Below are 17,259 nucleotides of genomic sequence, written 5' to 3' on the forward strand. Positions count from 1 at the left end.
TGTATGAAAAAGCTAGCCGCTTTCTCCATCATTTCACTGAGCCTTGTAAGCTGTAGTTCAAGTTATAGCAGCTATCCTATAAGAACCTCTTATCCGTCAGCCTCCGGAAGCATTGGGAATTCCGCAGTAAATACAGAAAGGGAATATGCTGAGCTGATTAAAACCTATAAACCTGAAACGGCAGCCGTTTTAAATGATCTTCTTAATGAGGATTCTCCTTCCAACCCCAGCACTTCTATTTCAGTAGAAAATAAATCACCCTGCAATATGGTTCTTACTGTAAGCAGCAGTGGCTTCTTTAAAAAGATTCCGATAGGTTCAGGTAAAGTGGGCTACACAATGGTCCCTAAAAACAAAAATTACAGACTCTCCGGAATGCTCTGTAATTCCTCTTATGATTCTACAAAGTACATCACAACTTCTTACGCTATAAAGATCAGCAATTAAATAAACCCCGTTCAATTGAGCGGGGTTTTATTATATCGAGATATGAAAAAAAACGCTGGACAAAAATCCAGCGTTTTTCCTATATTAAAGAAAATCTTTAATTATTCAGCATCGAAATCAGTATCTGTTTCAGCAGACACTTTTTCTCCTTCTTCTTTAGATTTTTCTTTATCAGCTTTTCTTTGAGACTGTCCTTCTTTGATAGAATCAGAAACAATGTTCAAGATCATATCGATAGATTTAGAAGCATCATCGTTTCCTGGGATAACGAAGTCTACTTTTCTAGGATCAGAGTTTGTATCAACAATACCGAAAACTGGAATACCTAATTTCTTAGCTTCAGTTACAGCGATATGTTCTCTCATGATATCTACAACGAAGATCGCAGAAGGAAGACGAACCATGTCAGAGATAGAACCTAAGTTTTTCTCTAGGTTAGCTCTTTGTCTGTCAACCTGTAATCTTTCTTTTTTAGATAAAGTTTCGAACGTACCGTCTTTTTTCATTTTGTCGATATGGTTCATTTTCTTTACAGCCTTTCTGATTGTAACGAAGTTCGTTAACATACCACCAGGCCATCTTTCTGTAATATAAGGCATATTAAGTTCAGCAGCATGTTTTGCAACTACTTCTTTCGCCTGCTTTTTAGTAGCTACGAAAAGAACTTTTTTACCTGCAGAAGTTAATTTTTCTAAAGCACTACAAGCTTCGTCTAATTTAACTGCTGTTTTATGTAAGTCTACAATGTGAATACCGTTTTTCTCCATAAAAATGTATGGAGCCATATTTGGATTCCACTTTCTGGTCATGTGACCGAAGTGTACGCCAGCCTCTAGAAGGTCTTTTACATTTGCTTTTGCCATGTTTTCTGTTTTTGTTAGTTTACTTTCCGTCTTTTAAACAATCAACAACTTCTTTAGATGGGAGAAGTGTTTGGATGCTAAACGTAACGGGCAATTTGCTTTAGGCTTTAGGCATTAAGCTGCAAGCTTCAAGCGAGTTAAAAAGTTTAATAAGTTTTTCAAATAGCTTATTGCATATTGCTTTAAGCCTGCCGCAGTTCTTAACGTTTTGAGAACTGGAATCTCTTTCTTGCTTTTTTCTGACCTGGCTTCTTTCTTTCCACCATTCTTGCGTCTCTTGTAAGTAAACCAGCTGGCTTCAAAGCTAATCTGAATTCAGCATTGATTTCACATAAAGCTCTTGAAATACCTAATCTGATAGCTTCTGCCTGACCTGTATTACCACCACCGAAAACATTTACGGTAACGTCATACTGACCAACAGTTTCAGAAAGGATAAACGGTTGGTTCAACTTGTAAACCATCACGTCTGTAGAGAAATAAGTTGCAGCATCTTTACCGTTTACTGTAATAACACCAGAACCTGGTCTTACATAAACTCTTGCTACAGAAGTTTTTCTTCTTCCGATTTTGTGAACTATAGACATAATTAATTATTTAAATTCGTTAACATTAATTGTTTTAGGCTGTTGAGCTTCATGTTTGTGCTCAGTTCCTTCATACAGATAAAGGTTCTTCAATAAAGCAGATCCTAATCTGTTCTTTGGCAACATACCTTTCACAGATTTTTCCAACACTTTTAAAGAATCTTTCTTCTGAAGTTCAGCCGCAGTCATAGACTTCTGTCCACCAGGGTAACCTGTATGCCAGATGTAAGTCTTATCAGCCCACTTATTTCCGGAAAGCGTAATTTTCCCAGCATTCAAAACGATCACGTTATCACCACAATCTACGTGAGGTGTAAAGTTCGTTTTGTGCTTACCTCTCAAAATCTTTGCAACCGTAGAAGCTAGTCTTCCTAACGGCTGTCCTTCAGCGTCTACCACAACCCATTCTTTATTAGCAGTAGCTTTGTTCGCTGAAACAGTTTTGTAACTTAATGTATTCACACGTTTTAGTTAAAGATTAAACATAATTTTCCCCTAAAAGGGTGTGCAAAGGTACAAATTATTTTTGTAACCCAAAAACATATTTTATTTAATCTGCCCTATCTCAGAATTCATATTATTAAACTGCTTTATTTGGCACAGAACTTGTAAAATGATTGGCCGATGAAAAAAACATTTCGAAGATTCTAAAAACACTGATGATAAAGTAAAGAGTTTATTCATTAAACTCTTACTTTATTAATTTTATATTAAAGGTTATCCTAAAAACTTATTGATATGATTATTTTATGTGGCGAAATATTTATATTTGCGTCCAAACCATAGTCCTAGTATCCATGAGCCACGGAAAAATCAGAGAAGACAAAAACTGCCTCAACTGCGGGCATCATGTTGAAGAAAGATTCTGCCCACACTGCGGACAGCAAAATATCGAAAGCCGCCATCCTTTTTACTATTTATTCACTCATTTTTTTGAAGATTTCACACATTATGACGGCCAGTTCTGGGGGACCATGAAAAATCTGCTTTTTAAGCCGGGAAGACTTACAAAGATTTATCTGGAAGGAAAAAGACAGCAGTTTGTCCCTCCGGTAAAACTTTACATCTTTATCAGTTTTGTTACCTTTCTCTTTATTTCATTTCAGATAACAGATCTGAACTTCGGAAAGGAAAATTCCCGCCAGGCAAAAGAAATCAATAAAGAGATTCAAAAAGAAGCCGCTAAGAATAAAGCTGTAAACGAGGCTTTACAGTCTCCGGAAATCATAAAGGCAGATTCCCTTACCGGTGGAATGCTGACACGTGCAATAGATTCCAGCCAGGTTAAAAGTACAGCTCAGGATGATGTAGATGTTGAAAATATATTTAAAGAGAATAAGAGCATTACAAAATCTTTAGGCTTACAGTCTATGGAGGATTTTGATAAGAAAGAGCAAAAGAACGGGCACAAATATCAGACTTTCCGTCCTTTCGTGGCTAAGATCTTTGAGCTGGAAGAAAAAGGTCATTCTCCTAATGAGATTACTAATATGTTCATTAAGAGCTCAGTTCACAATCTGCCAAAAGCCCTCTTCATATACCTTCCTTTGTTTGCTTTTCTGCTTTGGATATTTCACAGTAAAAAAAAGTGGTGGTATTTTGATCATGGTGTTTTTACCCTCCATTACTTTTCTTTTTTATTACTGCTCACCCTCCTTCTTTTTGTACTGAATAAGGTGTTCAGCTATTTTGATGAAACAAACAGCTTTCTCATTATTATGAAATGGTTACTCACTACAGGTGCTATTGTTTATGCAGGATGTTATTTTTTTGTCGCGCATTATAAGACCTACCGCACGCATCCTGCCCTGACTATTTTAGTAGGTGCCATTTTGTTCTTTATCAACACCGTTTTATTTACGTTCTTATTAATGGGCTTAGGAGTTGTCAGCTTCTTACTAATGCATTAACTGCGCAAAGATTTGTTCGCTCTGAAACTAGCAATTAAGTAATATGCTACAAAAACCGTAGAAAACTTCAGGATAGACGGAATGGCAAGCTCAAGATTGAACAGGAATGTTCCAATTAACACCAAAATGCCCATTGCAACAAAGGAAATACCTAATTTTTGTGGCAGTGTAAAATTGGGTGTATCCAGGTAATAAGCAATTCCCCATGCTATTCCAAAGGACAGGGCATAATATATATCAAGACCGATATTATCCGAACTGTAAAAAAAATAATTGATAAGGAAACTAAGAACAGTTCCTAAAGCAAAGTACATCAAAGCCTTTTTCATACTATATATATTATGGTGCAAAAATAAAGAATTTACTTGTGATTATTAAACGAATGATTGTTAAGTTGGGAAAATAACAACCTGCCACTTACAAACAACTTCCTTAAAATCAAATCATTAAACAAAACCAAAAGGTTCTTATTTTATTATTATATTTGGAAATTCAGAAATTTTCTAGATTTTTTATGGAAACCCAAAAATATACTCCAACCAACAAAGTGAGAATTGTAACAGCCGCGTCATTATTTGACGGACACGATGCTGCGATCAATATCATGCGCCGTGTGATCCAGGGAACAGGATGTGAAGTGATTCACCTTGGCCACGACAAATCAGCTGAGGAAGTTGTTAATACAGCAATCCAGGAAGATGCCAATGCCATTGCACTAACCTCATACCAAGGCGGACACAATGAATATTTTAAATATATCTACGACCTTTTAAGAGAAAAAAACTCTCCGCAGATCAAAATTTTCGGTGGCGGTGGCGGTGTAATCCTGCCGGAAGAAATTGAAGATATTATGTCTTACGGAATCGACAGAATTTATTCTCCGGATGACGGTCGTGAACTCGGCTTACAGGGAATGATCGATGATCTGGTGAAAAGGTCTGACTTCGCAACAGGAAAAGATATAACAGCCGGTGATCTGGATTCAATCAGTTTTGAAAATTCCACAAGCATTGCTAAAGTTATTTCTGCCGTTGAAAACTTTTCTGAGGAAAAACCTGAGCTGGTAAAAGCGATTGACGAAAAATCAAAAGATCTAAATATCCCGATCATCGGTATCACAGGTACTGGTGGAGCAGGAAAATCTTCATTAACAGATGAACTGGTAAGACGTTTTATCCGTTCAAATCCTGATAAAAAAATTGCCATTATTTCCATTGACCCTTCTAAAAAGAAAACAGGAGGCGCCCTTTTGGGAGACAGAATCCGTATGAATGCGATCAATGACCCTAGAGTTTATATGCGTTCAATGGCGACCAGAGAAAACAACGTTTCCGTTTCACCGTTCATTCATTCTGCACTGAATGTCTTGAAGCTGGCTCATCCTGATGTGATCATTCTGGAAACATCAGGTATCGGACAGTCCGGTTCGGAAGTCTCTGACTTTGCCGATGTTTCAATGTACGTGATGACACCTGAATATGGAGCGTCTACACAGCTGGAAAAGATCGACATGTTGGATTATGCTGATTTGGTGGCTTTAAATAAATCTGACAAACGTGGCGCTTTAGATGCGCTTCAGGCAGTTAGAAAACAGTTCCAGAGAAACCATTTATTGTGGGAAAGTCCGTTGGATGATATGCCGGTTTATGCGACAAAAGCATCCCAATTTAATGACCACGGAACCACTGAGCTATACAACAGGTTGGTTGAAAAAGTAAATGATAAATTTTCAGGTTTAAACCTGCAAGGTTTTATTGAGCAGGAAATTACAGACGAAGTAACGATCATTCCTCCAAAAAGAGTTCGTTATTTATCTGAAATTGTTGAAAATAACAGACAATACGATGCTAATGTTGCGAAACAGGCTGAATTAGCAAGAAAAATGTATCACATTGAAGGGGTGAAAAAATTCCTTAGCAATGAAACTTTAGATGCAGAATACCAAAAAGCGGAAAAAGATCTTCAGCAGGAAAACATTGACTTCCTGAAAACCTGGGATGATACAAAAAAGGCTTTCCATGAAGAATTTTATTCTTATTTCGTAAGAGGAAAGGAAATTAAGGTGGAAACTTCAACGGAATCTTTATCTCACTTAAGAATTCCGAAGATTGCTTTACCCAAATACACGGACTGGGGTGATCTGATCCAATGGAAGGGACAGGAAAATCTTCCGGGAGCATTCCCTTACACCGCAGGAATTTATCCTTTCAAAAGAACCGGAGAAGATCCTACAAGAATGTTCGCCGGAGAAGGAGGTCCTGAAAGAACCAACAGACGATTCCATTACGTTTCTGCGGAAATGGATGCAAAACGTTTATCCACAGCGTTTGACTCTGTAACTTTATATGGACAGGATCCAGCTTTACCACCGGATATTTATGGTAAAATCGGGAATGCGGGAGTTTCTATCGCAACTTTAGATGATGCTAAAAAATTGTATTCCGGATTTGATCTGGTGAATGCAATGACTTCTGTTTCCATGACCATTAACGGTCCTGCTCCAATGCTGCTGGCTTTCTTTATGAATGCAGCCATTGACCAGAATGTTGAAAAATATATTGCTGAAAAGGGTTTAGAATCTAAACTAGAAGCTGTTTTAAAGGCAAAATTTGATGACAAAGGTTTAGAAAGACCAAAATATAACGGAGAACTTCCTCCTTCCAACAATGGTTTAGGATTAAAGTTATTGGGGATCACAGGAGATGAAGTTATTCCAGCTGATGCTTATGCTGAAATTAAAGCTAAAACGATCGCAACAGTTCGCGGAACGGTTCAGGCTGATATTTTAAAAGAAGATCAGGCTCAGAACACCTGTATCTTCTCTACTGAATTTGCCCTTCGTTTGATGGGTGATGTTCAGGAATATTTTATCACGGAAAAAGTAAGAAACTTCTACTCTGTTTCTATTTCAGGATATCACATTGCAGAAGCAGGCGCGAATCCGGTTTCCCAGCTGGCATTTACGTTGGCAAACGGTTTCACGTATGTGGAATATTATTTGTCAAGAGGAATGGATATCAATGATTTTGCCCCAAATTTATCATTCTTTTTCTCCAACGGTATCGACCCTGAATATTCAGTGATCGGCCGTGTAGCAAGAAGAATCTGGGCAAAAGCTATGAAGCTGAAATACGGTGCAGATGAAAGAAGCCAGATGCTGAAATACCATATCCAGACTTCAGGCCGTTCGCTTCACGCGCAGGAAATTGATTTCAATGATATCAGAACAACGCTTCAGGCACTTTATGCAATCTATGATAACTGTAATTCTCTTCACACCAACGCTTACGACGAGGCTATTACAACACCGACTGAGCAGTCTGTAAGAAGAGCAATGGCGATTCAGCTGATCATTAATAAAGAATTAGGATTGGCTAAAAATGAAAATCCACTTCAGGGTTCATTTATTATTGAAGAACTGACGGATCTTGTGGAAGAAGCAGTTTATGCGGAATTCGACAGAATTACGGAAAGAGGCGGTGTGCTTGGCGCCATGGAGACTATGTACCAGCGTTCCAAGATCCAGGAGGAATCGATGCACTATGAGTGGCTGAAGCACACCGGAGAATACCCTATCATCGGTGTAAATACTTTCTTAGGAAAAGACGGTTCTCCAACGGTTCGTCCGGGAGAAGTCATCCGTTCTACTGAGGAAGAAAAGCAGGTTCAGATCGAAACTTTACATAATTTCCAGAAATCTAATGAAGACAGATCTGCAGAAGCTTTAAAACAATTGCAGTATGCAGCCATCAACCAGCAAAACTTGTTTGCCGTAATGATGGATGCCGTGAAATACTGTTCTCTCGGACAGATTACCAATGCTCTGTTTGAAGTGGGCGGTAAGTACAGAAGAAATATGTAGGCCCGTGTCGGGCAGACAGTTTTTACTACTGTTTTAAATTATAAATTAAACCTCAAGGAAATTTCTTTGAGGTTTTTTTGTATTTTTAATCTAAAGTTGACGATGATGAAAAAAGAATTTCAGATTTCAAATCCATGCAGTGAAAACTGGGACAAAATGCAGCAGGCTCCGGGAGGGAAATTTTGTGACCTATGCTCAAAAAAAGTGTATGATCTTACCGGCAAAACGGATGAAGAAATCCATATATTACTAAGTTCCAATCCATCTGTATGTGGAAAAATACAGAAGAGCAGATTATATATTGATGAAGAAAAAACAAAAATAAATTACCCGCTTTTTCAACTTCCATTTCGTAAAATTGCCAGCGGAATATTCATTGCCGCAATGTTCACTTCCAGTCTCAATGGACAATCCAAAACAAGAGACACTCTTAGAACATTAGAAATTGGTGTGATCATTTATGCCGCACCATCCGACTCACAGGATACTCCGGATAAAGACAGAGAATTTTACAGACCTAAAACAAAAACAGTGAAATTTAACATTTCAGGAAACAAAGAAATAGCACGGAAGTATAAAAAAACAAGTATTCTTACTCTTTCAAAAAAATATTCCACTTATTCCTATTTTTCCGGTGAAATCGGAATTTCTGAAGAAGACATCAGCTTCAAAAACATCTATGTTTTCGAGGATGAATCCAATAAAAGTAAGCTGTTTTTATTTGCCAACAGCAGACGTTCAAAAGAAGACAGTCCATTAAACTTAAATATTGACAAAGCTCAAAATATAGATTTTGACCCGGATAAGAGAAATACCCTATATTTCTTAGACGGTGAGGAAATTTCTTATGAGGATTATGATAAAAATAAAAATGATTCCGATATAGAGTCTTATTTTTTATCAGAAGCCTATGCTGAAGAACTTCTTGGGAAAACTTATAATCTTCAATACGGAGTTGTCTTATCATACCGCAGAAGAAATTAAGATCAGGAGCCGGATCGGAGAAGAAGTTACTACTGCATTTATAATTTCCGACAGGTTTTTATCTTCAATATTTACTATGTTTGCGATATGAAGCCAAAAGCCGTATTCAACTGGAGCAGCGGAAAAGATTCTGCTCTTGCCCTTTATAAAACCTTACAGGAAAACCGTTCTGAAGTCACTACACTGCTGACCAGCATTAATAAAGAATTCCAGAGAATTTCCATGCATGGTGTTCATGTATCGCTTCTGGAAAAGCAGGCGGAAAGTATAGGGCTGCCTTTGATTAAAATGGAGCTTCCCAAAGAGCCGTCTATGGAAGAATACCGTGAAATTATGGGTAAAACGATGTCAGACATTCAGGCTATGGGTATCACGCAGTCTGTTTTTGGGGATATTTTCCTGGAAGACCTCCGAAAATACCGTGAAGACCAGCTGAATTCAATAGGAATGGAAGCTGTATTTCCACTTTGGAAGCAAAATACAACCGACCTCATCCACGAATTTCTTGATCTTGGCTTCAAAACGATTGTGACATGTGTGAATGAAACTTATCTGGACAAAAGTTTTGCAGGAAGAATTATCGACCAGGATTTCATCAATAATCTTCCTGAAAATGTTGATCCATGTGGAGAAAACGGAGAATTCCATACGTTTACTTTTGATGGGCCTATCTTTAAAACTCCTGTTTCCTTTGAAATCGGCGAAACTGTAAAGAAAACCTATCCTAAGCCGAAAGCCGGCCCGGAAGAGGAAGCCGGCGAATATGTTTTCTGGTTCTGTGATCTGATTCTGAAATAGAATATTATTTATACCTGCAATTTAATCCCCAGGCCTAATTTTCCTGTTATTTTCTAACATTTATACCATTTCAACATCTTTTCAGTGGTTTCCTGAGACAAAAGAAGCTCTGATCTTTTGTAATTATTATAAAATTACAGCTATTGCCCACGAACGACCTTAGCTTAGCACAAATTTTGCTTCTCTTTGAGACTTCAAAGGATTTTCTTACATTTAAATATGTATCAGTCCTAGTCAGTAACTTTTAATATAAAACACCTGTGATAAAAAATTTTTCCTTCCTTCTGCTTTTCTGCTTTTTGTTTTCATGCAAAACTGAAACTCTAAAAAAACCGGTTGACAAAAATGTAATTATTGATTCCACAATCACAGTTTTTCAAAAAACACTTTTAGAGCAGCAGATTGATTCTGTATTTAAAAAATATAATTTCAACGGAAGTATTGCCGTATTTAAAGATTCGCTGCAGCTGTACAGGAAAGAAAACGGCTATTCAGATTTCAGGAATAAAGTAAAGATCGACAGCAATACGGTTTTTGCTATTGGGTCTGTAAGCAAACAGTTTACAGCTACTCTTATTCTTCTCCAGATGGAACAGGGAAAGCTGAATGTTAGTGATAAAGCATCCAAATATCTAAAAACATTTCAGACCAAAGAATATGAGAATATCACTATTCATCAGCTTTTAAATCATACTTCGGGATTAAATACTTTCGGAGGAAAGCTGATGTTTAAAAGCGGTTCGGATTTTTTCTATTCCAATGACGGTTTTAATGCACTTGGACAAATTGTAGAAGCTGTTTCAGGAAAGTCATACGATGAAAATGTTATGGAACTTTTCAAAAAAGCGGGGATGAAAAATTCTTCCACAGGAAATATCTTTGAGGGTAAGAATTTTGCAGGTGCTTATTTGGGAAATGCTGCAAAATCTGCGGCCGTTCCGAATATGCCCAAAAGATTGGGAGGAAAAGATATAGGAACTCCGGCGGGCGGCATTCTTTCAACCATAGAGGATCTCCACCTCTGGAATAATGCTATTTATAGCGGAAAAATCCTCAAAGCTGAAACTTTAAAGCAGTTTGTTTCCAAAAGCTCGGAAAGGCATCATGCCATTTTAGGAAAGATGGGCTATGGCTATGGCATTATGATCAATATCGGAAGCCCTGAAAGTTATTTTCACAGCGGCTATGTAAAGGGCTCTCCTTCTCTGAATATTTATTACCCGCAAACCAAAACATCTGTTATTATTTTATCCAATATTGCGGATGAAGAAAAGGGGAAAAGTTCAACTTTCAGGCCTCATGTGGAAGTTAAAAAGATTACGGACAATCTTGAGAATACTTTGCTACAGCTCAAAGCAAAACACTAATTTATTTAACCAGAATTCGGATAAGAAAATTAAGATTGAGGTACCGGAAGCCGAAAGAGGGGCAGGAAGTTACTATTGGACTGGTAGCTGCCTCGAATATCAATTGTCAGCGGGCTGAAGAAAATTCTGCATCCTTTTCAGGGTCTTCTTATGTTCAAAAAAATTGAATAGGGTAAAAATTACAAAGGTCTGCAGGACAAAGGGAATAAGCAGTGTAATAATTGTTCCGGCTATTTCGGATGTATTTTGCGTTCTGAAAAACTGGTAAGCATAATGCCCGGTTTTCCCAACAATCTGCAACATAGAAATTGTACATATTGCCATCAAACCTGTATTCTGCTGGTATGAGGTGTAAAAACATTTTCCTTTATATTTAAAATCCGTCCGCATATATTTCCAGATTTTAATGTTTAATAACCATACCAGCCCTACCATCAATAAAAACAGTCCATTCAGCAGCCTGAAAAATATGGCGTATTCTTCCTGATTTTTTGAAAAATAAATCAGCAGCAGGTTAATTCCAAAGAAAACAAGACCTATTATAAGAGATTTTTTCAGGAGTATATTAAATTTTTCTTTAACGATCTTTTTTACAATTAATGGAATCTCTACAGGAGAAAACAGAAAGTAACTTACCATTTTAAATTCTCCGTCCCATGATTTTTTTACGCTCAGAAATGCATCCTCAAAATTCAGATTTTTACGGAGCTGGATGTCTGCAATCTGGGAGATCATATGGTCTTTCACTTCCACTAAAATATCAAGCGGGAGCTGCTGAAAAATAAGATAATCTGTCACCTGATTTTCCTGTGTTTTGGTCATCATATGTTAAAAATGGTATTGAGGTTGAGCAAATAGCTTTTCATTTCGTTTTCCTGAACTGCCTGGTGTTTCTTTCCCTTTTCTGTCAGGAGATAATATTTACGGTCTCTACCGTTGATCTTTTGGATTTCTGAGATGATCATCCCTTCATTTTCCAATTTGTGAAGGATTGGATACAAAGCACCTTCGGTCATCTCAAGTTCACCTTCTGTAAGTTCTTTTGCACGTTGGGTTATCTGATAGCCATACATTTTCACTTCTTTCGAAAGCAGTTTCAAAATAATGTTTTGGAGTGTTCCTTTGTAAAGACTGTTCTTTTTCAAAAATCTTGTTTTTATACCTTTCAAATTTATGCATAATTTTCTTATGTATTAAATTTTGCTAAAAAATATTTATTTTGCTGTATGAAAAAAATGTATTTCATCGCTATCTACCCTCCGCTGGATACCATTGATGAAGTAAAGGTGTTCAAACAAGATCTTGCTATGAATTACGACAATTCAAAAGCATTAACGAATGATGCACATATTACTTTATTATCACCTTTTGACAGAGATCAGGAGCTGGAAAGTGACATTCATGCTGCTTTTCAGAAGATAGATACGGACATTCCTCCCTTTGAAATCATACTGAATGGTTTCGGAAGTTTTCCTAATCCAAAAAATGCGGTCATTTTTGTCCAGCCTGAAGCCAACGAAAATTTAAATTTACTCCACCAGAGGATCAGGCAGCATTTCAGCTTTGGTAAGAAATCTTTTACCCCTCACATGACGGTTGGTTACAGAAATCTTAGTTTTGATAACTATCTGAAAGCATGGGAGATTTATAAAAATAAAGAATACAAAACTAAATTCTTAGTCGAAAAAATCCTGCTTCTCCGTCATGACGGAAAATGGATTCCTATTGCTGAGAAGCAATTAAAATAAGGACCCATCAAACTTTATCACAATTCAGTAAAAAAGATTTATAAACCCTATCTTTGAACCATGATTTCAGAGAAGATAATTTTAGGGATTGATCCCGGAACAGCGATTATGGGTTTCGGCATTATTTCCGTGACCAAAAGTAAAATGGAAATGATTTCCATCCACGAACTGATCCTGAAAAAGTATCCTAACCACGAAACCAAACTGAAATATATCTTTGATAAGACATTGGCTCTGATCGATGAATATCATCCTGATGAAGTAGCTCTGGAAGCCCCATTTTATGGGAAAAACGTACAGAGTATGCTTAAACTCGGCCGCGCACAAGGCGTTGCAATGGCCGCAAGCCTGTACAGAAATATTCCCATCACGGAATATTCTCCTAAAAAGATCAAGATGGCCATCACCGGGAACGGAAATGCCAGCAAAGAACAGGTAGCCGGAATGCTTCAGAATCTTTTAAAACTGAAAGAATTTCCCACCAAATATTTAGATGCCTCGGATGGTTTAGCCGTTGCAGTCTGCCACCATTTTAACTCCGGAACTATTGCGGATACAAAATCCTACAGCGGATGGGACAGTTTTTTGAAGCAGAACCCGGGGAGGGTGAAGTAATCATGTATTTGCAAGTAAATTTTAAAATAAAACCACTGTTTTCACAGTGGCTATTTATGGGTGCGAACATCTCGCTCGCGCCAGCTAGTTTTTTAGGCTTTCAATCACAATGTTCCGTTCTCAATTTCATACTCATCATTTCCGTTCAAATACCTATATAACACAATCTTATCATTAGGACTTCCACATAATTCCAAATTAGTTGTATGGGCATTATAATAAGATTTTGTCATTTGCAAAACAATAATAATCACATTTTTAAGCTTATTTTCATATAAAATATAGTTTGATTTTTTCTTTAATACTTCTTGACTAAAAACCAGCTTGTTCAGATAATCATTCATATAAGGTTTTACATTTCCTAGTTTGTTTTTTATATCGAGTGAACTTGGCAAAATAAAATCACCGCTGACCATTGTATCGTTAACTATCTTTGTATAACATTTACTATTGCTACATTTTGATAAATTTTTAACATTAATATTTAATGTAATTAATGATATATTTTTAGATGTATCTATTTCATCATGATTTACTGTTTTTTTATGATTTATATTTAAAAATTTAAAATCAGCATTATATATTATTTTGACAACTTCTATATCCTGTGCAAAAGAAAAAATTGAGCAGAATAGAGATAATATGAAATAAATTTTATTGTACATTTTTATTTTTCTTTTAAGCTTTTAGGTTTTAAAAAACTTCCTTTTCCAGTATAATCTCCTGTAACAATTATCCTAAATTGAGATTTACCTATCGTTCCTGAAGCCGAAGCACCATTACCATTCAAATTATGCCCAGATTTAACTTGCTTATAAGCGTCTTTAAGTATTGAACTGGTATTAGAATAGTTAGGATTGGACATTTTATCATAACTATCGGCATAGTTCATTACACCACCATCATTCTCCCCCTGTCCTAAGGTATGCCCCATTTCGTGAGCTCTAGTTTTATTATTTGCAACAGAACTTTTATTAGCAATATATTTTCCACCTTTCGTTCCTCCACCTCCCTGATTTTCTGCATGTTCTTTAGCAGCGTCAGCTCCAGCTATAGCGCTAAACCAGTTATTATAGCCAGTATCAGACAATTCTTTTACTGAATTTCCTATAGGATCAGCAGCAGCTAATTCATCAGCTTTTTGACCTTCATCAGCAACACTTCCTTTTAAATCAAAATTTACTGTATATTCTATGCCGTCTGCTGTAGTATATGCTCCTCCTAATTTATTCCATTCAGCTAAAGCTCCTTTGTTTTTATCATAACTATCTTGATTTTGATAATAATAATTACCTTCTATTGTAATGGTATGCTTTTCGTGATCTACTCTTATCCCCCAATCTCTACCATCAGGATCTATAAATTTAACAGGATTATTTGCAGCATACATCATTGGATTGAGTTCAGGATGCTTTTCCGCGAGCGGATCCACAACACCCCATCTTCCAAGATCTGGCATATAAAACCTCGCTCCATAATCATACATTCCTGTCTCCTGAAGCTCCTTGCCATTGTACTTATACTGGTAACTGTAATTCCCAGGTAAACTGTTATAGCTGCTATGCTTTAATCCAAATGGATAGTAATTGTTCTCTTCAACTACTTCCAGGCCTGTACCATTATTAAAGTAGCTCAATCTTACATTTCCTAAATGATCAATATAATTATAAATATACTTATTTTTTTCAAAATCAAAATAACCCTCTGGTGTCGGTACAAACTTTAATGTTGGAACCGTAGGAACTGTTGAGCCAAATGATTCCAGATTATTATATTGAAAACCATCTAAATAGTCCGTATTCTTTTCCGCACCCATTTGTATATATCTCTTCGAAACTTTTGTTCCGTCAGCTCTATAAGTATAATAGGTGTCATTGGTAGAATTAAAAAATATTGTTTCCGTAATACTGCTTGGTAGATTTAGGAAATTATACGTAATAATCATTTTGTTTTTATCGGGATTACCCGTCATATTTCCATTTGCATCATACTGCATAGTACCTCCTTTATATCCGCCAATAGATGGTACAAGATCCTTAACAGATGTAAGTCTATTTCCCTGATAGGTGTAATTAAGGTTGTTAAGAAAATTTGCGGCAGTATTTCCCTCCATCAATTCAGAAGATCTTTTTAAACTAGTAATATTACCGTTCAGGTCATATTCTATTTTCTCAAAATATTCTTTCGCAGAAGGATTGCTGTCTTTCTGATAAAAACCTGCTGAAAGCCTATTTAAGCTATCGTAAACATAGCCGTATCTTCTCAGGTGATCATTAGGTGCAGTAGCAGTTCTCCAGTCTACCTCGGCGATATTCCCATTATACCTCGGCATTACTTTCAAATCAGGAAAATCGGTATTGGGCGTTTCCAATCCTTCAACCTGATTGTATTTGATTTTATAACCAAAAATATCAGTTCCCAAGTTTGCTGGATCATTAATCTTAGTCATCCAGCCTCTGATGTTGTACTTGTAATCTATACTTTGAAGTGGTGATGCAACATTTGTACCTCCGACTTTTTTATTTTCCAGCTGAGAGAGTTCATTATACTTATTCTGAGCCAGATATTCAACAGGGTTGCTTCCTATCTGATGGGTATGCGTCAGAAGCCTGTTCTGGGAATCATAAGTGAATTTTTCCACAATGCCCTTTTCAGGATCCGTGATAAGTCTTCTGTGATAGGTATTGGTCTGAAGGACGATTCCCGCAAAATCGAGCTTATGATTAACGACAGTATATCCTCCCAAATGGTTGTTACTTCTTGAGCCTATATTTCTTCCTTTGGTATCATACCAGATAAAGTTCTTTGTCCATTTGTCATCTTCTATATTTTTGACATAGGAAGCGGTAAGCATTCCTTTAGTCGTTCGCGAATTGGCCGGGTTATCAGTCAAAAGCTCCTGTGCAAATACATTGGTGACTGCGGAGGCTCCGGGAGGATAGGTATCATAATAATTAACGCTCAATATAGACTGGATATCTGAAGGAAAATAATTATTGCTGTAGTAAACCGTCATCCCACTTTTAGCAAAACCTGTGGCATGTCTGGATTCAATAATTACTAAGTCTTTAATTAAATTCTGTAAAGCAGCTCTTTCTCCTGCTGAAATAATTCCTGTAAGGATCACTCTTCCAAATGTATCATATTTGGTCATGAGCCACTTATTTTGTGCATCCATTACAGCATCCTGAGTAAGAATCAATCTATCAGCTTTATCATACACCATATATTCCCAGCCCTTTCCTGGAAGTTTTTTTTCTACTAGTCTGCCCTTGCCATCATAACGGTATTGATAGTACAGGTTTTCCATTGTAGCAGATTCTACAGTGGGAGCTGATGCCAAAGGAGGTATCACAAATGCCAGCTGATCATACTCATTATAAACATAATAGGTGTCTGTGTTCTGTGTAGCATTCAATACTTTTCTAACGAGTAAAACCTGTCCTTTACCGTTTTTGAATTCTATGGTTTTGTTGCCGTCTTCATCAGTTACCATGTTTTTGTATAATTGGGAAGGCTGGAAATATTGAAGGAGCTGAACAGAAGTTTGGGTCCTGCCTTCAACCCACGTGGTCGAGGTTTCGTATTTTCTTACATAATCTTCTCCAATATTGGTATCATAATCAAATTTAACAGGTTTAGCGGTCCAGTCGTTACCCACCTGAACTTGTTGCTGGATTCGATCTAATGGAGAGTTTTCTAGTATTTTCTCAGCATAGATCTTTTCTGATCCATAAATCCCGGGCTGGGCAGCATTGACCAGAGGGGTAGGAACGATAGCACCATTCAGGGTGCCTGCTTGAGGAACCGGTAAGTAGTCTTTTACCTGTCTTCCAAACTGATCGTATTCAATATGGGTAACCACATCTCTTCCAAGAGGCGACGCTTTTACGTTAACAATCTGTTTGGGCCTTCCCAATCCATCAAAATACTGGACGGTTTCGGAAGACTTTGTTGGTGTGGTTCCGTTGTAGTCCAAATAGGTTTTGGATTGGATATAGTTTTCTCCCTGGGTAAGCTGGGCCTGCACTGAATGAGTGATCAGCAACAGCCCGATGGGAATGATTATTTTTTTCAT

At 37.0% G+C, this 17,259-nt stretch carries 16 protein-coding genes; 8 read left to right on the plus strand and 8 right to left on the minus strand.

The window, feature by feature from the left end:
* Nucleotides 1–3 precede the first annotated feature (3 nt).
* On the plus strand, nucleotides 4–447 hold the full coding sequence (locus AC4IFE_RS09665; protein WP_490756658.1) for a DUF6759 domain-containing protein: 444 nt from the start codon (nucleotides 4–6) through the stop codon (nucleotides 445–447).
* A 101-nt stretch (nucleotides 448–548) separates the two neighbouring features.
* On the opposite strand, the gene rpsB is transcribed toward AC4IFE_RS09665, so the two are convergent.
* From rpsB to rplM, 3 genes are all read right to left on the minus strand, one after another.
* Nucleotides 549–1,310 carry a 30S ribosomal protein S2 gene (rpsB, locus tag AC4IFE_RS09670; protein ID WP_490756659.1) on the minus strand — a complete coding sequence of 254 codons (762 nt, stop codon included), beginning with the start codon at nucleotides 1,308–1,310 and terminating at the stop codon, nucleotides 549–551.
* A 200-nt stretch (nucleotides 1,311–1,510) separates the two neighbouring features.
* Nucleotides 1,511–1,897 carry a 30S ribosomal protein S9 gene (gene rpsI, locus AC4IFE_RS09675; RefSeq protein WP_045501218.1) on the minus strand — a complete coding sequence of 129 codons (387 nt, stop codon included), beginning with the start codon at nucleotides 1,895–1,897 and terminating at the stop codon, nucleotides 1,511–1,513.
* A gap of 6 nt (nucleotides 1,898–1,903) precedes the next feature.
* Entirely contained in the window at nucleotides 1,904–2,359 is a 456-nt protein-coding gene (gene rplM, locus AC4IFE_RS09680; RefSeq protein ID WP_034706094.1) for a 50S ribosomal protein L13, read from the minus strand.
* A gap of 335 nt (nucleotides 2,360–2,694) precedes the next feature.
* Here rplM and AC4IFE_RS09685 point away from each other — a divergent pair, with 335 nt between their 5' ends.
* Nucleotides 2,695–3,807, plus strand: coding sequence for a DUF3667 domain-containing protein (locus AC4IFE_RS09685; protein WP_490756660.1), 1,113 nt, complete (start codon nucleotides 2,695–2,697; stop codon nucleotides 3,805–3,807).
* On the opposite strand, the gene AC4IFE_RS09690 is transcribed toward AC4IFE_RS09685, so the two are convergent.
* The gene (locus tag AC4IFE_RS09690) at nucleotides 3,804–4,136 is read right to left on the minus strand and encodes a hypothetical protein (protein WP_490756661.1); all 333 of its coding nucleotides are present in this window, start codon (nucleotides 4,134–4,136) and stop codon (nucleotides 3,804–3,806) included. The genes AC4IFE_RS09685 and AC4IFE_RS09690 overlap by 4 nt on opposite strands.
* A gap of 185 nt (nucleotides 4,137–4,321) precedes the next feature.
* Between AC4IFE_RS09690 and AC4IFE_RS09695 the strand changes: the two genes are divergently transcribed.
* From AC4IFE_RS09695 to AC4IFE_RS09710, 4 genes are all read left to right on the plus strand, one after another.
* Nucleotides 4,322–7,669, plus strand: a complete 3,348-nt coding sequence (locus AC4IFE_RS09695) for a methylmalonyl-CoA mutase family protein (protein ID WP_490756662.1) — start codon at nucleotides 4,322–4,324, stop codon at nucleotides 7,667–7,669.
* A 105-nt stretch (nucleotides 7,670–7,774) separates the two neighbouring features.
* Nucleotides 7,775–8,653: a hypothetical protein gene (locus AC4IFE_RS09700; RefSeq protein ID WP_490756663.1), complete on the plus strand. Its 879-nt coding sequence runs from the start codon at nucleotides 7,775–7,777 to the stop codon at nucleotides 8,651–8,653.
* A gap of 87 nt (nucleotides 8,654–8,740) precedes the next feature.
* Complete coding sequence (locus tag AC4IFE_RS09705) at nucleotides 8,741–9,451, plus strand: Dph6-related ATP pyrophosphatase (RefSeq protein WP_490756664.1); 711 nt, start codon at nucleotides 8,741–8,743, stop codon at nucleotides 9,449–9,451.
* Nucleotides 9,452–9,711: 260 nt separating this feature from the next.
* A complete protein-coding gene (locus tag AC4IFE_RS09710; RefSeq protein ID WP_490756665.1) occupies nucleotides 9,712–10,818 on the plus strand; it encodes a serine hydrolase domain-containing protein in 1,107 nt (368 codons plus the stop codon).
* Between the two features lie 99 nt (nucleotides 10,819–10,917).
* On the opposite strand, the gene AC4IFE_RS09715 is transcribed toward AC4IFE_RS09710, so the two are convergent.
* Both AC4IFE_RS09715 and AC4IFE_RS09720 read right to left on the minus strand, forming a co-directional pair.
* Nucleotides 10,918–11,643, minus strand: a complete 726-nt coding sequence (locus AC4IFE_RS09715) for a hypothetical protein (RefSeq protein WP_490756667.1) — start codon at nucleotides 11,641–11,643, stop codon at nucleotides 10,918–10,920.
* On the minus strand, nucleotides 11,640–11,963 hold the full coding sequence (locus AC4IFE_RS09720; protein ID WP_490756668.1) for a PadR family transcriptional regulator: 324 nt from the start codon (nucleotides 11,961–11,963) through the stop codon (nucleotides 11,640–11,642). Before AC4IFE_RS09720 ends, AC4IFE_RS09715 begins: the two co-directional genes overlap by 4 nt.
* Before the next feature lie 81 nt (nucleotides 11,964–12,044).
* On the opposite strand from AC4IFE_RS09720, the gene AC4IFE_RS09725 reads away from it, so the two are divergent.
* Both AC4IFE_RS09725 and ruvC read left to right on the plus strand, forming a co-directional pair.
* A complete protein-coding gene (locus tag AC4IFE_RS09725) occupies nucleotides 12,045–12,566 on the plus strand; it encodes a 2'-5' RNA ligase family protein (RefSeq protein ID WP_490756670.1) in 522 nt (173 codons plus the stop codon).
* Between the two features lie 60 nt (nucleotides 12,567–12,626).
* The gene (gene ruvC, locus AC4IFE_RS09730) at nucleotides 12,627–13,181 is read left to right on the plus strand and encodes a crossover junction endodeoxyribonuclease RuvC (RefSeq protein WP_040997663.1); all 555 of its coding nucleotides are present in this window, start codon (nucleotides 12,627–12,629) and stop codon (nucleotides 13,179–13,181) included.
* A 104-nt stretch (nucleotides 13,182–13,285) separates the two neighbouring features.
* On the opposite strand, the gene AC4IFE_RS09735 is transcribed toward ruvC, so the two are convergent.
* Together AC4IFE_RS09735 and AC4IFE_RS09740 are read right to left on the minus strand one after the other, a co-directional pair.
* On the minus strand, nucleotides 13,286–13,846 hold the full coding sequence (locus tag AC4IFE_RS09735; RefSeq protein ID WP_490756672.1) for a hypothetical protein: 561 nt from the start codon (nucleotides 13,844–13,846) through the stop codon (nucleotides 13,286–13,288).
* Nucleotides 13,847–13,848: 2 nt separating this feature from the next.
* A complete protein-coding gene (locus AC4IFE_RS09740; protein ID WP_490756674.1) occupies nucleotides 13,849–17,259 on the minus strand; it encodes a DUF6443 domain-containing protein in 3,411 nt (1,136 codons plus the stop codon).

This window comes from Chryseobacterium sp. UF-81, from assembly GCF_058245105.1.

Bases quoted from the DNA above. Each gene is read 5' to 3' on its own strand.
- AC4IFE_RS09685 (WP_490756660.1), top strand. From the start codon at position 2,695: ATGAGCCACGGAAAAATCAGAGAAGACAAAAACTGCCTCAACTGCGGG.
- AC4IFE_RS09700 (WP_490756663.1), top strand. From the start codon at position 7,775: ATGAAAAAAGAATTTCAGATTTCAAATCCATGCAGTGAAAACTGGGAC.
- AC4IFE_RS09740 (WP_490756674.1), bottom strand. From the start codon at position 17,259: ATGAAAAAAATAATCATTCCCATCGGGCTGTTGCTGATCACTCATTCA.
- rpsI (WP_045501218.1), bottom strand. From the start codon at position 1,897: ATGTCTATAGTTCACAAAATCGGAAGAAGAAAAACTTCTGTAGCAAGA.
- AC4IFE_RS09690 (WP_490756661.1), bottom strand. From the start codon at position 4,136: ATGAAAAAGGCTTTGATGTACTTTGCTTTAGGAACTGTTCTTAGTTTC.
- ruvC (WP_040997663.1), top strand. From the start codon at position 12,627: ATGATTTCAGAGAAGATAATTTTAGGGATTGATCCCGGAACAGCGATT.
- AC4IFE_RS09665 (WP_490756658.1), top strand. From the start codon at position 4: ATGAAAAAGCTAGCCGCTTTCTCCATCATTTCACTGAGCCTTGTAAGC.
- AC4IFE_RS09715 (WP_490756667.1), bottom strand. From the start codon at position 11,643: ATGATGACCAAAACACAGGAAAATCAGGTGACAGATTATCTTATTTTT.
- AC4IFE_RS09705 (WP_490756664.1), top strand. From the start codon at position 8,741: ATGAAGCCAAAAGCCGTATTCAACTGGAGCAGCGGAAAAGATTCTGCT.
- AC4IFE_RS09735 (WP_490756672.1), bottom strand. From the start codon at position 13,846: ATGTACAATAAAATTTATTTCATATTATCTCTATTCTGCTCAATTTTT.
- rpsB (WP_490756659.1), bottom strand. From the start codon at position 1,310: ATGGCAAAAGCAAATGTAAAAGACCTTCTAGAGGCTGGCGTACACTTC.
- AC4IFE_RS09725 (WP_490756670.1), top strand. From the start codon at position 12,045: ATGAAAAAAATGTATTTCATCGCTATCTACCCTCCGCTGGATACCATT.
- AC4IFE_RS09695 (WP_490756662.1), top strand. From the start codon at position 4,322: ATGGAAACCCAAAAATATACTCCAACCAACAAAGTGAGAATTGTAACA.